Origin of the sequence: Cytobacillus kochii, assembly GCF_044790165.1 — a bacterium.
GTDB classification, from domain to species: domain Bacteria; phylum Bacillota; class Bacilli; order Bacillales; family Cytobacillaceae; genus Cytobacillus; species Cytobacillus kochii.
The window spans coordinates 3,256,667-3,277,971 of sequence record NZ_CP085254.1 but is presented as its reverse complement, the minus strand read 5'-3'; the positions used below and the strand labels follow the sequence as shown (position 1 = coordinate 3,277,971).

Genomic DNA, 21,305 nt, shown 5'->3' with positions numbered 1-21,305 from the left:
ATGAAAAGTTTAGATGTGGTTATTATTGGGAGTGGTCTAGCTGCTCTTCAATTAGCACAAAAAATACGTAATGATTTGCATGTGATAATTATCACAAAGTCAGATATCAGAAGTAGTAATTCTTATTTAGCACAAGGAGGGGTTGCTGCTTCGCTCAGTAAAGAGGATGATTGGGCATTCCATCTACAAGATACTTTGAATGCTGGACGCTATCACAATGAGGAACAGGTTGTGGAAGCTTTAACAAAGGAGGCGCCTGATTTAATTCATGAGTTAAGTGCACAAGGCTTTCCATTTGATGAGAATACAAACGGGGAATTATCACTTGGGTTAGAAGGAGCGCATTGTAAAAAAAGAATTGTGCATAGTGGCGGCGATGCGACGGGGAAGCATCTTGTTGATTTTATGATCAGTCAATTACCTAGACATATTGAAGTAATAACAAATGCATTTGTTTATGAGCTCCTCGTTAAACGAAAAATTTGCTATGGCGTAAAAGTAAAAAAAGAAGACGAAACCCATATCATTTTCGCCAAACATGTGGTTTTAGCAACTGGTGGGTGTGGTCAGCTGTTTCAATATACATCTAATAGCCCTGTTGTTACCGGTGATGGTTTAGCTCTTGCACATCGGGCAGGGGCTATATTAACGGATCTTGAATTTATTCAATTCCATCCGACTTTATTATACGTGGATGGTGAAACGAAAGGTCTTATTTCTGAAGCTGTTCGTGGGGAAGGTGGCGTTTTAGTTGATGAACAAGGAATTCCGATAATGAAGGGTATTCACCCACTTGAGGATTTGGCTCCGAGGCATATTGTCGCTCAAGAAATTTATCAAGCTATGAAGCAAGGTAGAAAAGTTTATTTAAATATCCAGCAGGTGGCACGATTCACTACTCGATTTCCGACTATTAGTAAATTATGTGAAGCCAATGGCGTTATTGTTGAAAATCAATTAATACCAGTATCGCCTGGTGCCCACTTTCTTATGGGTGGGGTCAAGACCAATGATAGTGGCGAAACAAGTATTGCTCATCTTTATGCAATTGGGGAAGTGGCAAGGACGGGCGTGCATGGTGCCAATCGTTTAGCTAGTAACTCTCTTTTAGAAGGTTTGTATTTTGGTAAAAAAGTGGCTCAGCAAATAAATAAGAGTAAGGATTATGACGTAGGTAAAAGAAGGGATTATCGTTTTGAAATTAAGAAAGAGAATATCCAAGGAAGATTACCTGCAAAAGAAGATATTCAAAATCGAATGATGGAATATGTTGGCATAGTAAGGAATAAGGCCAACTTACAAGATCAGTTACGTTATCTCAATCATTTTCATCTCCCGCAATCATTAGATTATTTATCACAAGAGGAAATTGAAATCGTTTTTATGATGGAAATATCAAGATGCATTACGAAATCAGCCCTTAAACGGAATGAAAGTAGAGGGGGACATTTTCGTGAGGACTTTCCTATTGAAATGGAAGAATGGTTGAAACAAGAAATTAAGCATGAAAAGAAAGGTGATCATGATGAATACATTGAAACTTCGCAAACAATTAGAGCATTACTTCATTGAAGATATTGGTGAAAGAGATTTAACGACAGAATTGATCTTTGGAGAACACGAAAGAGGTGCAATTACTTTTCTAGCGAAGGATAGAGGTGTGTTTTGCGGTAGAGAGGTCATAACAGTAGGCTTCCCCATGTTATCTAATGAATGCCATTTTGAATTCTTCAAACAGGAAGGTGAGTGGTTTAATCAAGGAGAAGTCTTGCTTAAAGTGTATGGACCAATCTCAGCACTTTTAAAGGGAGAACGTGTAATTTTAAATTTGGTGCAACGAATGTGTGCAGTCGCAACGAAAACAAAGAAAGCGGTTGATTTATTAAATAGCACACATACACGCATTGTCGATACAAGAAAAACAACACCTGGATTAAGGATGCTTGAGAAATATGCAGTTCGAACAGGTGGTGGTTATAATCACCGCTACGGGTTATATGATGCGGTTATGATTAAAGATAATCATATAAGCTTTGCAGGCTCGATAAGTAAAGCAGTAGAAAGTGTGAAGTCAAAGATTGGTCATATGGTTAAGATAGAGGTCGAAATTGAGAGTATAGCGCAATTGAATGAAGCGATTGCTGCTGGCGTAGATGTCATTATGTTTGATAATTGTACACCTAGAGAAATAGAAGATTGGATAACTTATGTGCCGAAAGGTGTTATAACCGAGGCTTCAGGAGGTATCGGTTTAGAGGAACTTCATAAGTATGGGCAAACAGGTGTTGACTATATTTCAATTGGTGCTTTAACACATTCTGTTGCCGCACTTGATATTAGTGTGAGAATGTCTGTGATCGAGAAGGAGAAACGAAATGAATCTATTTGACACGATTGAAAAACAAACGATTTTACCAGAAAAATACCGTTCTTTATCTAATGTGCAGTTAGAAAATATTGTGCGTCGCGTGAAGGATACATTTGGAGACAAGCTGTATATTCCAGGGCACCATTATCAAAAAGATGAAGTGATACAATTTGCTGATAGTACAGGTGATTCATTAAAATTAGCACAATTTTGTGCGCAGAATACCCGAGCTGAGTTTATCGTGTTTTGCGGTGTACATTTTATGGCAGAAACAGCCGATATCCTAACAACTAAAAATCAAAAAGTCTATTTACCGGATATGAGAGCGGGCTGTTCCATGGCTGATATGGCTAATATCCATCAAACAGAAAGAGGATGGCATCTATTAACTGAACGATTTGGGGAGACCATTTTACCGCTTACTTATGTAAATTCAACAGCTGCCATCAAATCATTTGTAGGTGAACATGGTGGGGCAACCGTTACTTCTTCTAATGCAGAAGAAATGGTAAAATGGGCGCTCCAACAAAAGGAAAGGATTTTGTTCTTGCCGGATCAACATCTTGGCAGAAATACAGCCTATAAGTTAGGTATTTCTTTAGATGAAATGGCAGTCTGGGATCCGATTCAACATAGATTAGAATTTGAGGGAGGAAATGAGCAGGTCAAAGTGATTTTATGGAAAGGTCATTGCTCAGTTCACGAGAATTTTACAGTAAGGAACATCGAAGATATACGAAAAAACAGACCAGAAATGAAAATAATTGTTCATCCTGAGTGTAGAAGAGAAGTTGTTGAGCGGTCTGATATGGATGGTTCTACGAATGATATTATTCAGGCAATAGAAAAGAGTGAGCCAGGTTCTCAGTGGGCAATTGGCACTGAAATGAACTTAGTCAATCGTCTCATTCAATCACATCCAGATAAACAAATTGTTTCATTAAATCCACATATGTGTCCATGTATGACAATGAATCGCATTGATTTAATGCATTTGGCATGGAATTTAGAAATGTTGGAGAAAGGCGAACCCATAAATCAAATCAAGGTTGATGATCAAATCGCTGTAGGAGCAAAACAAGCTTTAGCACGCATGTTGGTGATAAAATAAATTGAAATAAGGCTACCTTTCATTAGGTAGTTTTTTTATGGGTAAATTAATTAATAGATGTTTCTGTGGACAAAAAATCATTTTCATAAGTCTGTTCAGAATTTTCATTAAAAAAATCCTTTTTTTTGTGCTTTCCTATAATGTTTATCATAATTTTCATGATTTCTGCATAAGTTTTTTTGAAGATTATTAGCAATTTGCCCATTCCTTCATAGAATATATGGACTCGTCGAGAAGTAGGTATGAGCCCGCACCTATTTATAGGTGTTAGGCAGCTACTTTTTATCCCGATTCGTTATAATCATTGATGGTATAAAGCTCTCATCAATGAAAGTTTGTTTTGTATAGGAGGGAACCAGCGTGAAAATCCATATCGTTCAAAAGGGTGATACCCTATGGAAGATTGCGAAGAAGTACGGCGTGAATTTCGAAGAGCTTAAAAAGATGAATACTCAGTTAAGTAACCCTGATATGATTATGCCGGGTATGAAAATTAAAGTACCAGGCGCAAGTGGGATGATTAAGAAGGAAGCACCCCTATCAGGAACAAAGATTAACGTAGGCTCTAAAAAAGAAATGCCAAAAGAGATGCCAAAAGAACAGGTAAAGAAGGAAGAAGTAAAGAAAGAAGCAGTAAAAAAAGAAGTGAAAAAACCGTATAAACCTAAAATGCCTAAACAAATCCTGCCGGATATCGATATAAACAACTACTATATGATGAATTTCGAAAAACAAAAACCTTTAAAACCTGTTCAAGAACAAAAGCCATTAAAACCTGTTCAAGAACAAAAGCCATTAAAACCTGTTCAAGAACAAAAGCCATTAAAACCTGTTCAAGAGCAAAAGCCATTAAAGCCTGTTCAAGAGCAAAAGCCATTAAAACCTGTTCAAGAGCAAAAGCCGTTAAAGCCTATTCAAGAGCAAAAGCCGTTAAAGCCTGTTCAAGAACAAAAGCCATTAAAACCTGTTCAAGAACAGAAACCGTTGAAACCTATGCCGCAACTACCACCAAAACCAACCAATATCTTACCTAAGTCGACTGAGTCATCACAATCTCCTTCTATTAAAGGGAAGGAGCAAATTCAAGGAGGTTATGATCAACTTATGTATCCTTACAACCCTAATATGTTCCAACCTGGCATGCAACAGCCTTATTATCCACAAAATCAAGGTGCTTATAACCCTTATCAGCAACAAGGTATGGTAGCGGGTGTAGAGAGTCCGAATTATCATGAAGAAAGTTCTTCATATATGTCACCATATCAAAATCAACAACAGGCACAACTGTCGCCACAAGTAGGAGGGATGTACGATCAGCAAGCACAACTCCCACCGCAAGTAGGAGGGATGTACGATCAGCAAGCACAGCTCCCGCCGCAAGTGGGCGGTGCCTACGATCAACAAGCACAGCTCCCGCCGCAAGTGGGCAGTGCCTATGATCAACAAGCACAGCTCCCGCCGCAAGTAGGAGGTATGTACGATCAGCAAGCACAACTCCCGCCGCAAGTGAGTGGTGCCTATGATCAACAAGCACAGCTTCCACCACAAGTAGGAGGAGCGTATGATCAGCAATTACCGCTACAACCGACTTATATGATGCCGGCGATGCAGCAGCCTTGCTATCCATGCCCGCCACCATGTCCACCGCCATGCCCGCCACATCATATGATGCATCATCATGGTGTAATGCCGTTCTATCCACAGGTGCAAGGTATGAGTGAGTCAGGAGAACAATTACCGTTAAGTCCAAGTCAAAGCCAGATGCCGTTAAGTCCTAGCCAAAGTCAAATGCCAATGCCTCCAACTGTAGCAGGAACACAAGATTGTGGGTGTGGTGGCCCTCAATATCAAGCACCGATGAATCAAGGTTTTGGCTATCCTTATAGTCCGATGCCACACCATGGTTCCCCATATGGGTATGCACCAATGGGTGGTGCACAACCGTTTGGAATGCCAAGAGGCTATGATGAAAGCAGTGACTTCGAAGGATAATGTTAAAGGAGACGATCATCATAGTCGTCTCCTCTCCTATTTACAAAAGCAAATACCATGGACCATATTGGAAATCAATCAAATCAGGCAAAATGTATTTAAAGTAGAAACAAACCACACACCATTTATATTAAAAGGGTTTCATTCGTATCATAAGTTTAAGCTTCAAGAAACATTTACCTCTTCATTAATAAAGGAGGGATTTGTTCATACTTATTCCTTTCTTCCTTTAGCAAAGGATCCACCGTTATTTTTTGATGGAATTTATTTTGGATGTTTATTTTATATCCTCCCTTCTGAACAGTCTTTTACTTACCAAAACGAAACCAACCGTAAAGAAGGGTTAGATCTCATTGACAAATTTCATCATGTCTCAAAAAAATTAAAGGATCGTTATGTTACATTATTGCCTCCCCACCACCAGCAAGATAAATGGAGAATTCGGACTGTGCAATTCAAAAAAAATGAAAGTATTTTAAAGTATTTTATACCAAAAGAGATAATGGCTGAATATTTAGCATGGGCAGATTGGTCTTTATCTGGTATGGGGGAAAAAGAGCATACAAAAGAGGCGAATGAAGTGATACTTCACGGTGATGTGGCTCATCATAATTTTATTCGCGATGATAGTAACCAATTATTTTTAATTGATTTTGACTTAATATCCATTGGCCAAAAGGAATATGATTATTTACAGTATGCAAACAGAATTTTGCCAACGCTTGATTGGGAGATAAATGAAATGGAAAAGTTCCCTCAATTAAAGGAACTCACTACTAGTAACCAATCTTTGTACGCTCTTTCTTATCCAACTGATGTCTTTCGGGAATGGAACAGGTGTATTCGGGAGCGAACCTATATTTATCCAAAGAAAATGCGACCATTATTATCCTTAACCATTGATCAATTTCAGAAAAGGAAATTATTTGTGGAAGAGCTGAAAAAAAGAATAGATGGATAAATCTAATTTGTATGACTGCCCCTTGTTTTTTGCAAAATAGTAAAGAGATGAAAAATCTCTAATATTACCAGTGGGGGGTATGTTAAATGCAAAAGAAGAGTCTATTTGTCCCTTTTGCTGTTGTGATGTCGATGAGTTTAGCTGCCTGTGGTACGAATAACGATGCGAGTGAGACGACAGATGAGAACCGGAACGGGACGGTACCTATGGGTTATTATACGAATGAACAGCATAATCAAAAATCAAAATTTAAGCTATTAAATGATGATGATGGTGCAGTAACAGAGTGGATGGATCATTCTCTAGGAGATGAAACGGATACAACAAGAGATGGGAAATTCAGCAAAACAGATGTCAATTATAATGGCCATATTGAGTATAATCATGTACCGAGGTCTAACTATTATCAATCTTATGAAGGAGAATTAATTGAAAAAGTTATCCATGGTGCAGAAGAAGTAGAGCAAGTAAAAGAAGCGAGAGCGGCAGAGCATGACGGGAAGTTAGTAATTGCTTTAAGATTAAATAAAGATGCCGATGAAAAGCAAGTTGAACAAGAGGTTTTTTCAAAGGTAAAATCCTTTGTTGGAGAGAGAAAAGTGAGAATTATTACGAACGAAAGTCAATTCTTTCGCCTAAATACAATTAATAATGATGTAAAAGCAGGTCTCCCAATGGAAAAAATAAATGAGAATATTGATGAAGTCTTTTATTCAAAGTAATCAATATAAATGAAGCACGAACAAGTTTGGAGTATAAATTTGTTCGTGCATTTTTTATGGAGTTAGATGATATACATAATGTTTGTTATTTGATTTTAGACCTGTGAATAAGCTCAATGGGGAGTATGCGTATAAGGAAGAAAAAAGTGGAGAAAATAAATAATATGAAGAGGTGGATATACTTGGTGAAGGAGGGGCAATAATGAAGAAATTAAGTGCGATAACCTTAATTATCTTACTCATCACTTTTCCCTTTAGTATTCATAATAGCGTCCAAGCTGTAAGTCGTGGGAATGAAAACCAAACAAATAAAGAAATTAAACCAGAACAAATAGATATTATTTTAGAAAGAGAATATATTGATGGAGAAATTAGTCAGGAACGAGTGCGCGAAACGATATGGTCATTTGAAGATTTATGGGCAAAATATGATGAGTGGCAATTAATGGATATGAAAAAAGGAGAAATGGTTTTTCGTCAACAAGTAAATGATATTTCGCCATTATTAAAAGCAAATGGATATTTTGGCATTACTGAAGATGGTGTACTCACCATTTTTAATGGGAAACCTAGAAAGGCACAAATTATTCAATCATTTTTTTCTATTGATTTAGGAAAGCTTGAAAGTAAAAAATGCGAGCAGTTGAAACAAGGGATTCCAATTAAGTCAAAGAATGATTACATGGAAGTTTTAAAATCTTTTAGCGGCTATTCTTTATAAATGAACTGTAGCGACCTTTTAAAGGTCGCTATTTTGAATGAGTAAAAGTTTATTTTTTCTTGGAGTGAGGAAAATCAAGAATGGTAGCAATTTTAAAAATATAAATAAATGGGCTAAACGGTATACTTACAAGTTGTAATGTAACTTAATTTTTGATAACATACAATTAAGTTACATTAAAATTTCTAGGAGGAAATCCTGTGGAGTTTGTGGATCCGATTAAGGATATAGAAGACATTAACAAAATTAAATCAGAATTAAGATTGCATTCACAAAGGGATGTACTCCTGTTTGTCTTAGGGATTAATACAGGGATAAGAGTGAGTGATTTATTATTTTTAAAGGTTAAAGATTTATGGGAGGAAGAGGGCTTAAAAGAATTTTTATATATTAAGGATGAAAAGAATGGTGACTCTCGTGCATTTTATTTAAATAACAGCATTTTGAAAGAACTTGCTTCTTATATGAAGTTATTTAAATTAAATGACAACGATTATTTATTTAAATCTAAAAAGAACAAACAACCTATTACGAGGCAACAAGCTTATCGTATCATTAACCAAGCGGCAAAAAAGGTTGGTGTACAAGGGAAAATCGGTACGCATACTTTAAGAAAAACTTTTGGTTATCATGCCTATCGGAAAGGGATTGCCATTTCCATTCTAATGAATATATACAATCACAATACGCCAGCTGAAACGTTAAGGTATATTGGGATTGATAAATTCGATAAAAAGCTAATAAAAGTAGATGTCAATTTATAAAAAAACACCTCCATATAATGGGAGGCGTTAAGAGGAAAGAAAGTTTTATTTTTCATCTTCCTCGTCAAATTCAGGAGCCATATCAACGTTTTTGAAATCTTTTATGACATCATCTGTACATTCAACCTGCAGTGTTTTTTTATCTTTCATGAACTTAAACACACCATTATTAAAATCGGTACCGAGATCTTTGAAGAATATACCTTCATATTCTACATCATTAGAATATTTGAAAGTAAGTCGATAATGGTCCCCGTCCTTAATGAGATAAGCGCGAACACCTTTTTCAAAATGACCTTCTTCATCTTTTAATGATCGTGATACTGAGATAATATGCAGGTCGACAAAAGGTACTTCTCTTAGTAGAGAGTTAATAATAGACCCTTTTGCAATTTGCTCCCAGCGGCTTTGAGCCGTTTGCCCAAGAATGATTTGTGTTATATTTTTTTCGCGAGCGACATCAGCAATAACTTTGGAAACAGGTCTTCTTTCATTATCTTTTAAAATGAAAGCATCAGCACTGTGCATTTCAGCTAATTGCTGCCATTTCGTAATATAATGAGACTTCTCTGCATCCATATCATCAAAAGGCTTAGGGTCAATCGTTAAAATATATAAAGGGCAATCCATCATGTTTGCAATCTTGCATCCACGCTGAATAAGTCTTTCACCATTTGGTCCATAATAGACGCATACTAAAATGCTTTCGTCCATACGTCCTTTAATTTTTTTCATGTTTTGTCACCTCGAAATAGATGTGAAATTCATAAAAATTTACATTTAATATCAATAAACTATGTATGACTATATCCTATGCGAATGAAACAGTCAATTAAAAAATGAAATTTAATGAATTCTGCCATTTTTGAAATGTGGCAAGATAGTTAGAAACATTATTTTCCCCTAATTAAAACATTAATGTAATGGATAAATTAACATAAGACAGAATAAGTATGTCACCCCCATTTTTAAAAAGCTTTTTTCATTAATATTCACCTATTCACAGTCATTTCAGGAGGAGGGACTACGGTTGACGATGTTGCACATCATGATTTTAATTCCATTTGTTTTTGCGATTTTTGTCCCGCTGTTATATAAATACTTCAATAAAAGATTGCATTCAGGTTGGTTTGTTATTCTCATTCCTATTATTATATTCGTTTATTTGCTTCAATTAATTCCTAAAATATCCTCAGGAGCAACAATATACGAAACGATACCATGGATCCCCTCGTTTGGTATTAATTTAGATATGTATGTAGATGGATTAAGTTTGATTTTTGGATTACTGATCACGGGTATTGGTGCTCTCGTTATCTTATATTCGATCTATTATTTATCAAAAGAAAAAGAAGCACTTCACAATTTTTATGTGTATCTCCTTCTTTTTATGGGAGCGATGCTAGGACTTGTATTCTCAGATAATATACTTGTTCTATATGTTTTCTGGGAATTAACGAGTATCTCCTCCTTTTTATTAATTGCCTATTGGTATGAGAGAGAAAAATCCAGATATGGTGCTCAAAAATCAATGTTAATTACGATTTTTGGTGGCTTAGCGATGTTATCTGGTTTTATTATGCTATCGATGATAACGGACACGTATAGCATTAGAGAAATGTTTGCTATGAGTGAGACAATCATTGCTCATGATTTATTCTTGCCAGCTATGATATTAATTTTACTAGGTGCTTTTACAAAATCAGCGCAGTTTCCTTTTAGTATTTGGTTACCTGATGCAATGGAGGCGCCTACACCAATTAGTGCTTATTTGCATTCAGCAACAATGGTAAAAGCAGGAATTTATTTAGTTGCAAGATTAACTCCCATATTTGGTGGTACAGCAGAATGGTTTTGGATTATATCAATTGTTGGATTAATTACGCTATTGTATGGTTCATTCAACGCTGTGAAACAAATTGATTTAAAAGGATTACTGGCATATTCCACCATCAGTCAATTGGGAATGATTATGAGCTTGCTTGGGATTGGATCAGCTGCCCTTTATTTCGGTTACGGAAATGAAGCTGCTGTTTATGCAGCGGCAATTACAGCAGCTATATTTCATATGATTAATCACTCTACATTTAAAGGTGCCTTATTTATGGTAGTGGGTATCGTTGACCATGAAACTGGTACGCGTGATATTAGACGTCTAGGTGGTTTAATGACTGTTATGCCTATCACATTTACAGTTGCCTTAATTGGTTCATTTGCAATGGCAGGTCTACCACCGTTTAATGGGTTTTTAAGTAAGGAAATGTTTTTTGCATCTGTTGTTAAAGTAACGGAAATGGATGTATTTAATATGGAAACATTAGGTGTATTGTTTCCAATTATCGCTTGGGTTGCGAGTGTTTTTACCTTTATATACAGTATGATTCTTGTCTTTAAGACATTTAGAGGGAAATATAAACCAGATCGTTTAGAGAAGAAGGCGCATGAAGCTCCCATAGGCATGCTTATTTCACCTATTATTCTTGCTTCATTGGTTATTGTTATTTTCTTCTTTCCTAATGTAATTGCTGATTTATTATTAGTTCCTGCCGTATCAGCGATTCTTCCTTCTTTAATAGAAGAAGGTGTACTGAATATTCATATTTCAGCTTGGCATGGATTTTCAGCCGAGTTATATATGACAATCGGCGTCGTTGTCGTAGGAACAATCATGTATCTATTGTTGAAAAAGTGGACCAAAGTTTATCGTCTTTATCCACAAAATTTAACCATTAATGCCCTATACAATAATAGCTTGGAAACATCGCAAAGAATTGCAGCAAGTATGACAAATAAATATATGACAGGATACACGCGTGATTATCTTGCTTATATATTTACATTCTTCGTTTTATTAATTGGTGGTACTTTAATCATTACTAATTCTATTACGATTGATTTGACCAATGATGCCCCTGTGAACATTTTTGAGTTAGCCATTATGTTCTCCATGCTAGTAGCTGCATTTACAATTTTATTAGCGAAATCAAGGTTGACTGCTATTATTTCGCTAGGTGTTTTAGGTTATTTAGTATCCTTGTTTTTCGTCATTTTTAGAGCACCAGATTTAGCTTTAACTCAACTAGTAGTAGAAACGGTCACTACAGCCTTATTCTTGCTTTGCTTTTTTCATTTACCAAAATTCAAAGAGCAAACGCAAAAGCATAAAAAGGGTGTGCCATTTAAGCCATTGAATTTAATTATCTCGATTGCGGTTGGTGCAGTGGTAACAGTATTCGCGTTTTCGGCAAATGGTACACAAATATTTGAACCGATAGCAAGTTATTATGAGGATTCATATGAATTAGCAGGAGCGAAGAATATCGTAAATGCAATATTAGTTGATTTCAGGGGTATTGATACGATGTTAGAAATCTTTGTGTTATGTATTACAGCGTTAAGTGTATATACACTGATTAAATTACGGTTTTCAAGGAGGGAGAAATAATGAAAAAGCCTAATGATATTATTTTAAGGGCAGTAACGAATGTTGCGGTGGTCATTATTCTTACCTTTGCGATTTATTTGTTTTTAGCTGGTCACCACAATCCAGGTGGCGGATTTATTGGAGGACTTGCCTTTGCTGCAGCCCTTACGCTTTTGTTTCTGACATATGATATCGATTCAATCCGAGCTAACTTTCCATTTGATTTTAAAGTATTGACGGCTGTTGGTGTCCTTATCGCTGTTTTTACTGGTTTGGGTGGAATTTTATTCGATAAACCATTTTTATTCCAAGCTTTCGACTATTTCAATTTGCCGATTTTTGGGAAGACTGAATTGGCTACAGCAGTACTATTTGATGTTGGTGTCGCATTAGCTGTTATTGGAACAGCAATGGTTATTATTATGACAATTAGTGAGGATCGATAATATGGAAACATTAATGTCGATCTTAATTGGTGTCTTATTTACAATTGGTACGTATTTAATATTAACGAAGAGCTTGATAAGAATTATTTTAGGAACTTCAATTATCAGTCATGGTGTTCATTTGCTTATTCTTACCATGGGGGGCTTAAAAAGTGGTGGTCCGCCTTTATTGGGGATAGATACAACTACATTTACGGATGCGCTTCCTCAAGCTCTTATTTTAACTGCTATAGTTATCAATTTCGCAACGACAGCCTTGTTTCTCGTGTTAAGTTACCGAGCTTATCAAGAGCTGGGAACGGATAACACTGCAGAAATGAGAGGTGACGAGAATGAATAACTTAGTCATTATGCCGATCATTGTACCTCTTATTATTGGTTTAGTGATGGTCATATTTAGACAGAAAATACTTTTCCATAAGATTTTAAGTGTGTTTACGCTAATAGCTACGGGAGTTATTTCAGGATTTTTGATTTACCAGGTGAAATATAATGGTATTCAAACATTACAATTAGGTGGTTGGGAAGCGCCTTTTGGTGTCAGTATGGTAGCGGATATGTTCTCGGGACTACTATTATTGACAACAAGTATTGTTGGTCTACTTTGTCTCGTCTTTGCTTTTGGTTCCATTGGTGAGGATCGAGAAAGGCATTACTTTTATCCGCTGTTCCTATTCTTAATTACAGGAGTAAATGGATCTTTTCTTACAGGTGATGTTTTTAACTTATTCGTGTGTTTTGAAGTAATGTTAATCTCCTCCTATGCATTAATCACGTTAGGTGGAGAGAAGAAGCAATTAAGAGAGTCTATCAAATATGTGTTAATCAACCTTCTAGCATCTTTCCTATTTTTAGCAGCTGTTGCATATTTATATTCAGTAACAGGGACGATTAATATGGCTCATTTAGCAGAACGTGTAGGAGAAGTAGGGCAGAGTGGGATTATTACTGCAGTGGCAATGATGTTTTTATTTGTCTTTAGTTTAAAGGCGGGTTTATTCTTATTCTTCTGGTTACCGGGATCTTATAGTGCACCTCCGACAGCTGTAGCGGCAATCTTTGCAGCGCTACTTACGAAAGTAGGAATATACGCGATCTTTAGATTCTTTACTTTGATTTTTTATCATCAACCAGAGGTTACACATTTAATTATTGGTATTATGGCAGCTATTACTATGCTGCTCGGTGCAATTGGTGCCATTGCCTTTAATGATATTAAAAAGATTTTAACATATAATGTCATAGTTGGTGTTGGATTTATTTTAGCAGGCTTAGCTACGTATACACATGAAGGATTAACTGGTTCAATCTATTATTTAATTCACGATATGGTGATTAAAGCAGTTATTTTCCTTATCGGCGGTGTGATTATTGCTCTTGTAGGTACAAGTAAACTGAATGATATTAGTGGTCTAATTAAGACACACCCTTATCTAGGATGGATGTTCTTTATTGTTGCTCTTTCAATAGCGGGTATTCCTCCATTAAGCGGTTTTATCGGCAAAGTATATATAACAGAAGGAACCTTTGCGGTTGGCTATTACTGGCTAGGGGCAATTGGATTAATAACGAGTTTGATGGTGCTCTTTTCTGTCATGAAGATATTTATGAACAGCTTTTGGGGAGAAACGATTCTATCAGAAGATATGGAAAAGAGCAGTACGAAAGGTGTCATGTTTCCTATAGTAACACTCGTTTTGTTAACAATTGGACTTGGATTAGGCGCAGAGGGATTATATGATTACGTGAATATAGCTGTTGAATCTTTAATGAATCCTTCTTCTTATATTGAAGCCGTTTTACTAGGGTATAGCGATTAATGTCATTCTAATAGAAAAGGGCGGTGAGCGAGCATGGCTATGCAAGTACTAGTCAATTTATTCATTGCTGCGTTGTGGATGTTTCTGCAGGATGAATGGAGTTTTTTATCTTTTTTTAGTGGTTATATTGTAGGGATATTTATTCTATTTTTAATAAGAAGATTTTTTGATGATAATTTTTATATCGTTACTTTTATGAACATCCTTAGTCTTTTGTTAGTGTTTATTCATGAGCTATTTACATCTAGTATGGAGGTTGTGAAACAAGTAATTAAACCAAAACTAGATATTAGACCAGGCATTTTCACATTGGAGACAGAATTAGAAGGTGATATCGAATTAGCATTGCTTTCTTTTCTGCTTTGTATAACACCAGGTTCGGTAGTGGTTGAGGTAGGAAATGATAACAAAACGTTTTATGTTCATGGACTTGATATCCCAACTTCGAGTGAATCGCTATTAAAGTCCAAGGTTCGATTCGAAAAGTCTATTAAGAGGGTGACAGGAAGATGATTGAGAGTTTATTAGTAGTTGCATTATGTTTTCTTGTCCTATCTATTTTAGCAGCAGTATATCGTCTTATTAAGGGTCCGTCTATTCCGGATCGCGTGCAGGCGCTTGATAATATAGGAGTAAATATTATTGCGGCGATAGCGATTATTTCTATATTCATGCGGACGAGTGCGTTCTTTTCAGTCATGTTATTACTGGGGATTTTATCGTTTATTGGTACGATAGCCTTTGCGCGTTTCCTAGAGAGGGGGAAAGTCATTGAATCTGACCGTAACAAGTGAGTTAGGAGCAGGAATTCTCATTATTATAGGGACATTGTTTAGTTTTCTTAGTGCAATCGGTATTTTGCGTTTACCAGATGTATATACAAGGTCTCATGCAGCTTCAAAGAGTTCGACGATTGGTGTGTTATTTACGCTTGTAGGTACTTTAATCTTTTTTCTTGTTCATGAAGGTGTCTTTAGTATTCGATTAATATTAGTCATTTTCTTTGTTTTTTTAACAGCACCTGTATCAGCGCATCTCATCTCACGCTCCGCTTATCGCTCAAAAGTTCCAATGGCTGATGTCACTGTTCAAGATGAGTTAAAGAAAGTATTGGTAGGGAAAGATCGGGAAGGAGACCAGTCTTAATGGCTGGTTTTTTCTTTTATACCCTAAGCGGCGATTTTCTTGCAAGCCTGTGCAGTTAATTTGCAATGGTTATTCCACTATTCTCAGGTCAACAGGTAAAAGTAATGATAGTCGTAGCGTAAATAGATATCCTTTTTTCTTCAAGACGATTTTGTAGTATAATGGTGGGAGGTATGCAAAAGAGGGAGAGAATAAATTTTGTTTGAATATATTATTGGTCGTGTTGACTTCATCGGGCCAGAATACATTGTAGTTGAAAATAATGGGATTGGGTACCAAGTGATTACACCAAACCCATTTAGATATACGACCGATCAAGAAGTGAAAATTTATACATATCATCATGTCAGAGAAGATATTGAATCACTATATGGTTTTACATCACGACAAGAAAAAGCTTTATTCATGAAATTGCTCAATGTAACTGGTATTGGTCCAAAAGGTGCACTGGCCGTTCTTGCTACAGGTCAGCCAGAAGCGGTTGTTCATGCAATCGAGCATGAAGATGAGGCCTTTCTTGTGAAGTTCCCAGGTGTAGGTAAAAAAACGGCTAGGCAGATGATTCTTGATTTAAAAGGGAAACTAGTTGATATTGTACCAGACTTGTTACCGAACTTGTTTACAGAAGAGAAACAATTAAAAAGTGATCGAAACCATGAATTAGATGAAGCTCTTCTGGCATTAAAGGCACTCGGCTATTCTGATAAAGAATTAAAGAAAATAACGAAAGATTTAAGTGCTGAAACATTAACTACCGATCAGTATATTAAATTGGCTTTGCAAAAGCTGCTTAAGTAAGAAAGAAGGCAAGGCATGGAAGGATGGTTAACAAATGGATGAGCGTATTATATCAGGAGAAGCGGATCATCAAGATACTTCATTTGAATATAGCTTACGTCCACAAACCTTAGCACAGTATATCGGCCAAGATCAGGTAAAGGAGAATTTGCGTATTTTCATCGAAGCAGCGAAAATGCGTAATGAAACATTGGATCATGTTCTTCTTTACGGACCACCAGGCCTAGGGAAAACGACTTTAGCAACGATTATTAGTAATGAAATGGGCGTTAATATTCGGACAACAGCAGGGCCTGCCATTGAACGGCCTGGTGATTTAGCGGCTGTCTTGACTTCACTTGAGCCTGGTGATGTATTATTTATAGATGAGATTCATCGTTTGCCAAGGGCGATAGAAGAAGTATTATACCCGGCAATGGAGGATTTTTGTCTTGATATCGTGATTGGAAAAGGCCCAAGTGCTCGTTCCGTCAGACTGGATCTTCCCCCTTTTACTTTAGTTGGTGCTACAACGAGAGCAGGCTCTTTATCTGCACCTTTAAGGGATAGGTTCGGGGTTATGAGTAGACTGGAATATTATAATGAGGGACAACTAAAGGAAATCGTTGTACGAACAGCGGCGATTCTCGATACAGAAATAGACAGAGAAGCAGCAGATGAGATTGCTCGACGCTCAAGAGGAACCCCTCGTATTGCAAACCGATTGCTTCGTAGAGTAAGGGATTATGCTCAAGTGCGAGGGGATGGTGCAGTAAACCAACAGTTTGCAAATGAGGCATTAGAGATGTTACAGGTCGATAGGTTAGGATTAGATCATATTGATCATAAGTTACTAAGGGGCATGATTGAACGCTTTCGCGGTGGTCCAGTAGGGTTAGAGACGATTGCTGCAACCATTGGAGAAGAAGCACATACGATAGAAGATGTGTACGAACCCTATTTATTACAAATTGGTTTCTTACAAAGGACACCAAGGGGCAGAATTGCGACACAGCTTGTTTATCAACATTTTCAAATGGAGGTGCCATCCAATTGCCAAAATGGTTCATGATTATTGGTGGTCTTCTATTTGTTATTGGCTTTCTTATGCATTTTTTCAATTTAGGAAAGCTCCCTGGAGATATTGTATTTAGAAAAGGGAATACAACTGTTTATTTCCCAATTGTAACGTCAATTATTATTAGTGTGATACTTTCCTTAATTGTCTATTTTATTGGGAAGTCACGTTAAATTTTTCAAAAGTTGGAGACGAGACAAAATGAAAGTAGATTTATTTGATTTTAATTTACCAGAAGAATTAATTGCGCAAACACCGCTTAGAGACAGAACAAGTAGCCGATTAATGGTATTAGATAAGGAGACGGGAGCGGTCCGTCATGACGTGTTTAAACATATTGTAGAATATTTACAGCCAGGTGATGCACTAGTATTGAATGATACAAGAGTATTGCCAGCACGACTTTTTGGAATGAAAGAAGAAACGGGAGCAAAATTAGAAGTGTTACTGTTGAAACAGCTTGAAAATGATCAATGGGAAACACTTGTAAAGCCAGCAAAACGGGTGAAAGTAGGGACAGAAATTATCTTTGGTAATGGTCAGCTGAAAGCGGTATGCCTTGAAGAGAGTGACCATGGCGGACGTGTTCTCAAGTTCAAATATGAAGGGATTTTCTACGAGGTATTAGAGCAATTAGGTGAAATGCCATTGCCACCCTATATTAAAGAACAACTAGAGGATCGAGATCGTTATCAAACGGTCTATGCAAAGGAGAATGGCTCTGCTGCAGCACCTACAGCTGGTTTACATTTTACTGAAGAACTATTAGAAGAAATTAAAGCTCGTGGAATTGAGGTTCTTTTCATTACCCTTCATGTGGGTTTAGGTACGTTCAGACCAGTAAATGTAGATGACATTGATCATCATGAAATGCACGCAGAGTTCTATCAAATGACAAAAGAAACAGCTCAAACGTTGAACCAAATACGGGAAAGTGGTCATAAAATCATCAGTGTTGGTACTACTTCAACAAGAACACTTGAAACAATTGCTACTGCTTTTAACGGACGTTTTGAAGAGTCAAGTGGTTGGACTGATATCTTCATCTTCCCTGGGTATGAATTTAAGGCGATTGATGGTATGATCACGAATTTTCACCTACCAAAATCAACGTTAATTATGCTTATTAGTGCATTGGCTGGTCGTGAGAATGTGCTTGAAGCATATAAGCAAGCAGTAGAAGAAAGGTATCGTTTCTTTAGTTTTGGAGATGCAATGTTTATTAAATAAAAGAGTTTGATATGGAAAAGGAGTTACGTCATGACAGCTATACGTTATGAATTGATAAAAACATGTAAACAAACAGGCGCGAGACTTGGGCGTGTTCACACACCTCACGGCTCATTTGAAACACCTGTTTTTATGCCAGTAGGTACGCTAGCGACGGTGAAAACAATGTCTCCGGAAGATCTAGTGAATATGGGGGCAGGAATAATTTTAAGTAATACTTATCATCTATGGTTACGACCTGGACATGAGTTGATAAAGGAAGCGGGAGGCTTACATCAATTCATGAATTGGGATCGTGCTATTTTAACTGATTCCGGTGGATTCCAAGTATTTAGTCTCAGTGATTTTAGAAAGATAGAAGAAGAGGGTGTCCATTTCCGTAATCATTTGAATGGGGATAAACTATTTCTTTCACCTGAAAAGGCAATGCAAATACAAAACGCATTGGGCTCAGATATTATGATGGCATTTGATGAATGTCCACCTTTCCCAGCAACACATGAATATATGAAAAAATCTGTTGAGCGAACATCTAGGTGGGCCGAGAGATGTTTAGAAGCACATGAACGACCAAACGACCAAGGTTTATTTGGTATTGTTCAAGGTGGCGAATATAATGATTTACGTGCTCAAAGTGCGAAAGACCTTGTCTCACTTGATTTTCCTGGCTATGCAATAGGTGGGTTATCAGTTGGGGAACCAAAGGATATAATGAATAGAGTGTTGGAAGAAACAACACCACTTCTGCCCAATCATAAGCCCCGTTACTTAATGGGTGTCGGTTCACCTGATTCCTTAATTGATGGTGCGATTCGTGGGGTAGATATGTTTGATTGTGTATTACCAACAAGGATTGCAAGAAATGGCACATTAATGACTAGCGAAGGAAGATTAGTTGTTAAAAATGCGAAGTATGCACGTGACTTTGGTCCTCTAGATGAGAATTGCGATTGCTATACTTGTCGAAATTATAGTCGTGCCTATATAAGACACTTAATAAAATGTGACGAAACTTTCGGAATAAGGCTTACAACTTATCATAACCTTTATTTTCTGTTAAAATTAATGGAAAAGGTCAGAGAGGCAATCAGAGAGGATCGTCTAGGTGACTTTAGAGAAGAATTTTTCGAGAAATATGGTTTTAATAAGCCGAACGCGAAAAACTTCTAATACTTGAAAGGAGGGGAAAAGAGAATATGGATATTTTAGCTACTATTGGGCCGTTAGTCATTATGTTTGTGCTGTTTTATTTCCTTTTAATCAGACCACAACAAAAACGTCAAAAAGCGGTTAATCAAATGCAGAATAGTCTGAAAAAAGGCGATAAAGTAGTTACAATCGGTGGTTTACATGGTTTTGTAGATGCAATCGATGAGGACAAAGTCGTTATCAAGTGTGGCGATGGAAGCCGTCTTACATACGACCGTCAAGCGATTCGTGAAGTAACTGAATCAGCTCCCGGTACCGTTTAAGAATGAAAAAGCTGTTTGAAGTAGTTTTACTACTTCAAACAGCTTTTTTCATTTTTACATAATTTCTATTTTGTTGATTTTGAACTCATGTTTACACCTAAAATACCACCCATCATTGCAATGAGAATATAGCAAATAAAGTATACGATTTGTTGAGGATTAAATAGTTTATCAAAACCGAGATATTGGAATAAAAAAATAATGATTGTATAAATCGCACCAGTTATCCCGCCGAGCATCCATCCCCTTTGTTTTCCTTTCCCACCTGAAATGAAACCTCCAGTAAAGAGGGCAATAAAAGAAATGGCTGTCATTACATATTGAACAGAAGACTCTTGTAAGGAAGTAAACCTCAATATAAGAGCGAAAATAAAACTACTAACAATTGCCAATGTGAAAATGGCTATAAGGCCATGTAAAACGGAAGTCCCTAATGCCTTCGATTCTTCGATTGGAAACCTCCCCTTTCTCTTTTGATAAAATTCCTTTGTACAAGCATATTCTGCGGATGGCAAAATAGAAGCAAAATCATAAAATATTTCTTACTCTATTTGATTAAATTGAGAAGTCCTGTACAAGCTAATCTTATAAAGAGGTGGCAATGTTGGAAGAATATTTTATTGTTATATTTCGAACGATTTTACTATATGTTTTAATGACTATCATCTATCGCATCATGGGGAAAAGGGAAATTGGTGAGCTTAGTATACTTGATTTAGTCATTTCGATAATGATTGCTGAGTTGGCAGTTGTTGCGATTGAGAAGAGTGACGAGAAATTATTTAGGAATATTCTTCCTATGCTTATTCTGATGGTTGTACAGATTGTTTCCGCCTATTGGTCCCTAAAAAGTAAGAAAATAAGGGATCTTGTTGATGGAAAACCAGTCATTTTAATTAATAAAGGGAAGATTGATGAGAAAGCGATGAAAAAGCTACGTTACAATTTAGATGATCTCCTTATGCAACTACGTGAAAAGGATATTTCACTAATATCTGATGTTGAATATGCAATACTAGAGGTATCCGGGAGCTTGTCTGTGATTGAAAAGAGCAATCAGTCATCACAAGCGGACCTTACCCCATCATTTACGCTTCCTCTTGTCCTGGATGGGAGAATAAATAGTGAAAACTTAACACTAATCAATAAGGATGAAGAATGGTTGAAGAAAGAATTAAAGGAAAAAGGGGTTCATGATATTTCAAGGGTGTCGTTATGTAGTTTTGAAAATTCTACATTTTATATTGATTTAATTGATGAGAAATAGACAATA

Annotated in this window: 24 protein-coding genes; 22 read left to right on the top strand and 2 right to left on the bottom strand. The window is 36.6% G+C overall.

Annotated features, from left to right (window positions below; translation table 11 throughout):
• From nadB to LG276_RS16755, 8 genes are all read left to right on the top strand, one after another.
• Positions 1-1,572 carry an L-aspartate oxidase gene (gene nadB, locus LG276_RS16790; RefSeq protein ID WP_404292400.1) on the top strand — a complete coding sequence of 524 codons (1,572 nt, stop codon included), beginning with the start codon at positions 1-3 and terminating at the stop codon, positions 1,570-1,572.
• Entirely contained in the window at positions 1,526-2,389 is an 864-nt protein-coding gene (nadC, locus tag LG276_RS16785) for a carboxylating nicotinate-nucleotide diphosphorylase (protein WP_251162626.1), read from the top strand. Before nadB ends, nadC begins: the two co-directional genes overlap by 47 nt.
• Positions 2,376-3,479 (top strand): quinolinate synthase NadA, encoded by a 1,104-nt coding sequence (gene nadA / locus LG276_RS16780; RefSeq protein WP_404292398.1) that lies wholly within the window; start codon positions 2,376-2,378, stop codon positions 3,477-3,479. Before nadC ends, nadA begins: the two co-directional genes overlap by 14 nt.
• A 360-nt stretch (positions 3,480-3,839) precedes the next feature.
• Positions 3,840-5,471, top strand: coding sequence for a SafA/ExsA family spore coat assembly protein (gene safA / locus LG276_RS16775; RefSeq protein ID WP_404292396.1), 1,632 nt, complete (start codon positions 3,840-3,842; stop codon positions 5,469-5,471).
• Positions 5,446-6,432 carry a phosphotransferase gene (locus LG276_RS16770; protein ID WP_404292394.1) on the top strand — a complete coding sequence of 329 codons (987 nt, stop codon included), beginning with the start codon at positions 5,446-5,448 and terminating at the stop codon, positions 6,430-6,432. Before safA ends, LG276_RS16770 begins: the two co-directional genes overlap by 26 nt.
• Positions 6,433-6,518: 86 nt before the next feature.
• Positions 6,519-7,154 (top strand): YhcN/YlaJ family sporulation lipoprotein, encoded by a 636-nt coding sequence (locus LG276_RS16765; RefSeq protein WP_404292392.1) that lies wholly within the window; start codon positions 6,519-6,521, stop codon positions 7,152-7,154.
• Between the two features lie 202 nt (positions 7,155-7,356).
• A complete protein-coding gene (locus LG276_RS16760) occupies positions 7,357-7,875 on the top strand; it encodes an intercompartmental signaling factor BofC (RefSeq protein WP_224935868.1) in 519 nt (172 codons plus the stop codon).
• Positions 7,876-8,075: 200 nt separating this feature from the next.
• A complete protein-coding gene (locus LG276_RS16755) occupies positions 8,076-8,639 on the top strand; it encodes a tyrosine-type recombinase/integrase (protein ID WP_095372424.1) in 564 nt (187 codons plus the stop codon).
• A gap of 45 nt (positions 8,640-8,684) precedes the next feature.
• Here the strand turns inward: LG276_RS16755 and LG276_RS16750 are convergent, their stop codons facing one another.
• Complete coding sequence (locus tag LG276_RS16750; RefSeq protein ID WP_095372425.1) at positions 8,685-9,374, bottom strand: universal stress protein; 690 nt, start codon at positions 9,372-9,374, stop codon at positions 8,685-8,687.
• A gap of 295 nt (positions 9,375-9,669) precedes the next feature.
• Between LG276_RS16750 and LG276_RS16745 the strand changes: the two genes are divergently transcribed.
• The 13 genes from LG276_RS16745 (at position 9,670) to yajC (ending at position 20,032) form a co-directional block, all read left to right on the top strand.
• Positions 9,670-12,084 (top strand): Na+/H+ antiporter subunit A, encoded by a 2,415-nt coding sequence (locus tag LG276_RS16745; RefSeq protein WP_224935869.1) that lies wholly within the window; start codon positions 9,670-9,672, stop codon positions 12,082-12,084.
• Positions 12,084-12,509, top strand: coding sequence for a Na(+)/H(+) antiporter subunit B (locus LG276_RS16740; protein WP_224935870.1), 426 nt, complete (start codon positions 12,084-12,086; stop codon positions 12,507-12,509). Before LG276_RS16745 ends, LG276_RS16740 begins: the two co-directional genes overlap by 1 nt.
• 1 nt (position 12,510) lies before the next feature.
• A complete protein-coding gene (locus LG276_RS16735; RefSeq protein ID WP_095372427.1) occupies positions 12,511-12,849 on the top strand; it encodes a Na(+)/H(+) antiporter subunit C in 339 nt (112 codons plus the stop codon).
• Positions 12,842-14,329, top strand: a complete 1,488-nt coding sequence (locus LG276_RS16730; protein WP_224935871.1) for a Na+/H+ antiporter subunit D — start codon at positions 12,842-12,844, stop codon at positions 14,327-14,329. The genes LG276_RS16735 and LG276_RS16730 overlap by 8 nt, the downstream gene beginning before the upstream one ends.
• A 33-nt stretch (positions 14,330-14,362) precedes the next feature.
• A complete protein-coding gene (locus LG276_RS16725) occupies positions 14,363-14,842 on the top strand; it encodes a Na+/H+ antiporter subunit E (RefSeq protein WP_224935872.1) in 480 nt (159 codons plus the stop codon).
• The gene (locus tag LG276_RS16720; protein WP_095372430.1) at positions 14,839-15,123 is read left to right on the top strand and encodes a Na(+)/H(+) antiporter subunit F1; all 285 of its coding nucleotides are present in this window, start codon (positions 14,839-14,841) and stop codon (positions 15,121-15,123) included. The genes LG276_RS16725 and LG276_RS16720 overlap by 4 nt, the downstream gene beginning before the upstream one ends.
• Positions 15,101-15,475: a monovalent cation/H(+) antiporter subunit G gene (gene mnhG, locus LG276_RS16715; protein WP_095372431.1), complete on the top strand. Its 375-nt coding sequence runs from the start codon at positions 15,101-15,103 to the stop codon at positions 15,473-15,475. Before LG276_RS16720 ends, mnhG begins: the two co-directional genes overlap by 23 nt.
• 198 nt (positions 15,476-15,673) lie before the next feature.
• Entirely contained in the window at positions 15,674-16,273 is a 600-nt protein-coding gene (ruvA, locus tag LG276_RS16710) for a Holliday junction branch migration protein RuvA (RefSeq protein ID WP_224935873.1), read from the top strand.
• A 34-nt stretch (positions 16,274-16,307) separates the two neighbouring features.
• Positions 16,308-17,324 carry a Holliday junction branch migration DNA helicase RuvB gene (gene ruvB, locus LG276_RS16705; RefSeq protein WP_224935874.1) on the top strand — a complete coding sequence of 339 codons (1,017 nt, stop codon included), beginning with the start codon at positions 16,308-16,310 and terminating at the stop codon, positions 17,322-17,324.
• Complete coding sequence (locus tag LG276_RS16700; RefSeq protein WP_095373638.1) at positions 17,321-17,503, top strand: DUF2905 domain-containing protein; 183 nt, start codon at positions 17,321-17,323, stop codon at positions 17,501-17,503. The genes ruvB and LG276_RS16700 overlap by 4 nt, the downstream gene beginning before the upstream one ends.
• A gap of 28 nt (positions 17,504-17,531) precedes the next feature.
• Positions 17,532-18,560 carry a tRNA preQ1(34) S-adenosylmethionine ribosyltransferase-isomerase QueA gene (gene queA / locus LG276_RS16695; protein ID WP_404292390.1) on the top strand — a complete coding sequence of 343 codons (1,029 nt, stop codon included), beginning with the start codon at positions 17,532-17,534 and terminating at the stop codon, positions 18,558-18,560.
• A 30-nt stretch (positions 18,561-18,590) separates the two neighbouring features.
• Positions 18,591-19,730, top strand: a complete 1,140-nt coding sequence (tgt, locus tag LG276_RS16690; RefSeq protein ID WP_224935876.1) for a tRNA guanosine(34) transglycosylase Tgt — start codon at positions 18,591-18,593, stop codon at positions 19,728-19,730.
• 26 nt (positions 19,731-19,756) lie between these two features.
• Positions 19,757-20,032 carry a preprotein translocase subunit YajC gene (gene yajC / locus LG276_RS16685; protein WP_095372435.1) on the top strand — a complete coding sequence of 92 codons (276 nt, stop codon included), beginning with the start codon at positions 19,757-19,759 and terminating at the stop codon, positions 20,030-20,032.
• 65 nt (positions 20,033-20,097) lie between these two features.
• Here yajC and LG276_RS16680 read toward each other — a convergent pair whose 3' ends face one another.
• Positions 20,098-20,547, bottom strand: coding sequence for a TIGR04086 family membrane protein (locus LG276_RS16680; protein ID WP_263624128.1), 450 nt, complete (start codon positions 20,545-20,547; stop codon positions 20,098-20,100).
• An 86-nt stretch (positions 20,548-20,633) separates the two neighbouring features.
• Between LG276_RS16680 and LG276_RS16675 the strand changes: the two genes are divergently transcribed.
• A complete protein-coding gene (locus LG276_RS16675; protein ID WP_318247526.1) occupies positions 20,634-21,299 on the top strand; it encodes a DUF421 domain-containing protein in 666 nt (221 codons plus the stop codon).
• The last annotated feature ends 6 nt before the right edge of the window (positions 21,300-21,305 follow it).

What these genes read in the sequence shown, in the direction of transcription:
- LG276_RS16720 (WP_095372430.1), top strand. Translation starts at nt 14,839, where the DNA reads ATGATTGAGAGTTTATTAGTAGTTGCATTATGTTTTCTTGTCCTATCT.
- LG276_RS16700 (WP_095373638.1), top strand. Translation starts at nt 17,321, where the DNA reads ATGATTATTGGTGGTCTTCTATTTGTTATTGGCTTTCTTATGCATTTT.
- LG276_RS16770 (WP_404292394.1), top strand. Translation starts at nt 5,446, where the DNA reads ATGAAAGCAGTGACTTCGAAGGATAATGTTAAAGGAGACGATCATCAT.
- ruvB (WP_224935874.1), top strand. Translation starts at nt 16,308, where the DNA reads ATGGATGAGCGTATTATATCAGGAGAAGCGGATCATCAAGATACTTCA.
- nadA (WP_404292398.1), top strand. Translation starts at nt 2,376, where the DNA reads ATGAATCTATTTGACACGATTGAAAAACAAACGATTTTACCAGAAAAA.
- queA (WP_404292390.1), top strand. Translation starts at nt 17,532, where the DNA reads ATGAAAGTAGATTTATTTGATTTTAATTTACCAGAAGAATTAATTGCG.
- nadC (WP_251162626.1), top strand. Translation starts at nt 1,526, where the DNA reads ATGAATACATTGAAACTTCGCAAACAATTAGAGCATTACTTCATTGAA.
- LG276_RS16725 (WP_224935872.1), top strand. Translation starts at nt 14,363, where the DNA reads ATGGCTATGCAAGTACTAGTCAATTTATTCATTGCTGCGTTGTGGATG.
- nadB (WP_404292400.1), top strand. Translation starts at nt 1, where the DNA reads ATGAAAAGTTTAGATGTGGTTATTATTGGGAGTGGTCTAGCTGCTCTT.
- yajC (WP_095372435.1), top strand. Translation starts at nt 19,757, where the DNA reads ATGGATATTTTAGCTACTATTGGGCCGTTAGTCATTATGTTTGTGCTG.
- LG276_RS16730 (WP_224935871.1), top strand. Translation starts at nt 12,842, where the DNA reads ATGAATAACTTAGTCATTATGCCGATCATTGTACCTCTTATTATTGGT.
- tgt (WP_224935876.1), top strand. Translation starts at nt 18,591, where the DNA reads ATGACAGCTATACGTTATGAATTGATAAAAACATGTAAACAAACAGGC.
- LG276_RS16740 (WP_224935870.1), top strand. Translation starts at nt 12,084, where the DNA reads ATGAAAAAGCCTAATGATATTATTTTAAGGGCAGTAACGAATGTTGCG.
- LG276_RS16750 (WP_095372425.1), bottom strand. Translation starts at nt 9,374, where the DNA reads ATGAAAAAAATTAAAGGACGTATGGACGAAAGCATTTTAGTATGCGTC.
- LG276_RS16765 (WP_404292392.1), top strand. Translation starts at nt 6,519, where the DNA reads ATGCAAAAGAAGAGTCTATTTGTCCCTTTTGCTGTTGTGATGTCGATG.
- LG276_RS16675 (WP_318247526.1), top strand. Translation starts at nt 20,634, where the DNA reads ATGTTGGAAGAATATTTTATTGTTATATTTCGAACGATTTTACTATAT.
- LG276_RS16760 (WP_224935868.1), top strand. Translation starts at nt 7,357, where the DNA reads ATGAAGAAATTAAGTGCGATAACCTTAATTATCTTACTCATCACTTTT.
- LG276_RS16735 (WP_095372427.1), top strand. Translation starts at nt 12,511, where the DNA reads ATGGAAACATTAATGTCGATCTTAATTGGTGTCTTATTTACAATTGGT.